General features: G+C 66.7%; 1 pseudogene. It reads right to left on the bottom strand.

Going from position 1 to position 525, the window contains the following annotated elements:
- A pseudogene (locus tag IB252_RS29910) lies at positions 1 to 525 on the bottom strand (glycine dehydrogenase (aminomethyl-transferring)); the annotation flags it as partial.

Below are 525 nucleotides of genomic sequence, written 5' to 3'. Positions count from 1 at the left end.
CGAACACGCCGTGGGTCGACGGGTAGGTGATCATCAGCGCGGCGAGGTGTTCGCGGTGCTCGATGGCCTTGGCCCGCAGGTCTTCGATGTCGACGTTGCCGCGGGCATCGCAGGCGGTGACCACCACGCGCATGCCGGCCATGTTGGCGGTGGCCGGGTTGGTGCCGTGGGCCGAGGACGGGATCAGGCAGATGTCGCGACGGTCTTCGCCACGGCTCTGATGGTACGCACGAATCGCCAGCAGGCCGGCGTATTCACCCTGGGAACCGGCGTTCGGTTGCAGCGAGATCGCGTCGTACCCGGTGGCGGCGCAGAGCATCGCTTCCAGTTCGTCGGTCAGCTGCTGATAGCCGGCGCTTTGTTCGGCCGGAGCGAACGGGTGCAGGGCGCCGAATTCGGCCCAGGTCACCGGGATCATTTCGCTGGCGGCGTTGAGTTTCATGGTGCACGAGCCCAGCGGGATCATGGTGCGGTCCAGCGCCAGATCCTTGTCGGCCAGTTTGCGCAGGTAGCGCATCAGCTCGG

The organism is Pseudomonas sp. PDM10 (genome assembly GCF_014852295.1).
Taxonomy (GTDB): domain Bacteria; phylum Pseudomonadota; class Gammaproteobacteria; order Pseudomonadales; family Pseudomonadaceae; genus Aquipseudomonas.
The sequence above is the reverse complement of the archived record's forward strand: the minus strand, read 5'-3'. Positions and strand labels throughout refer to the sequence as shown.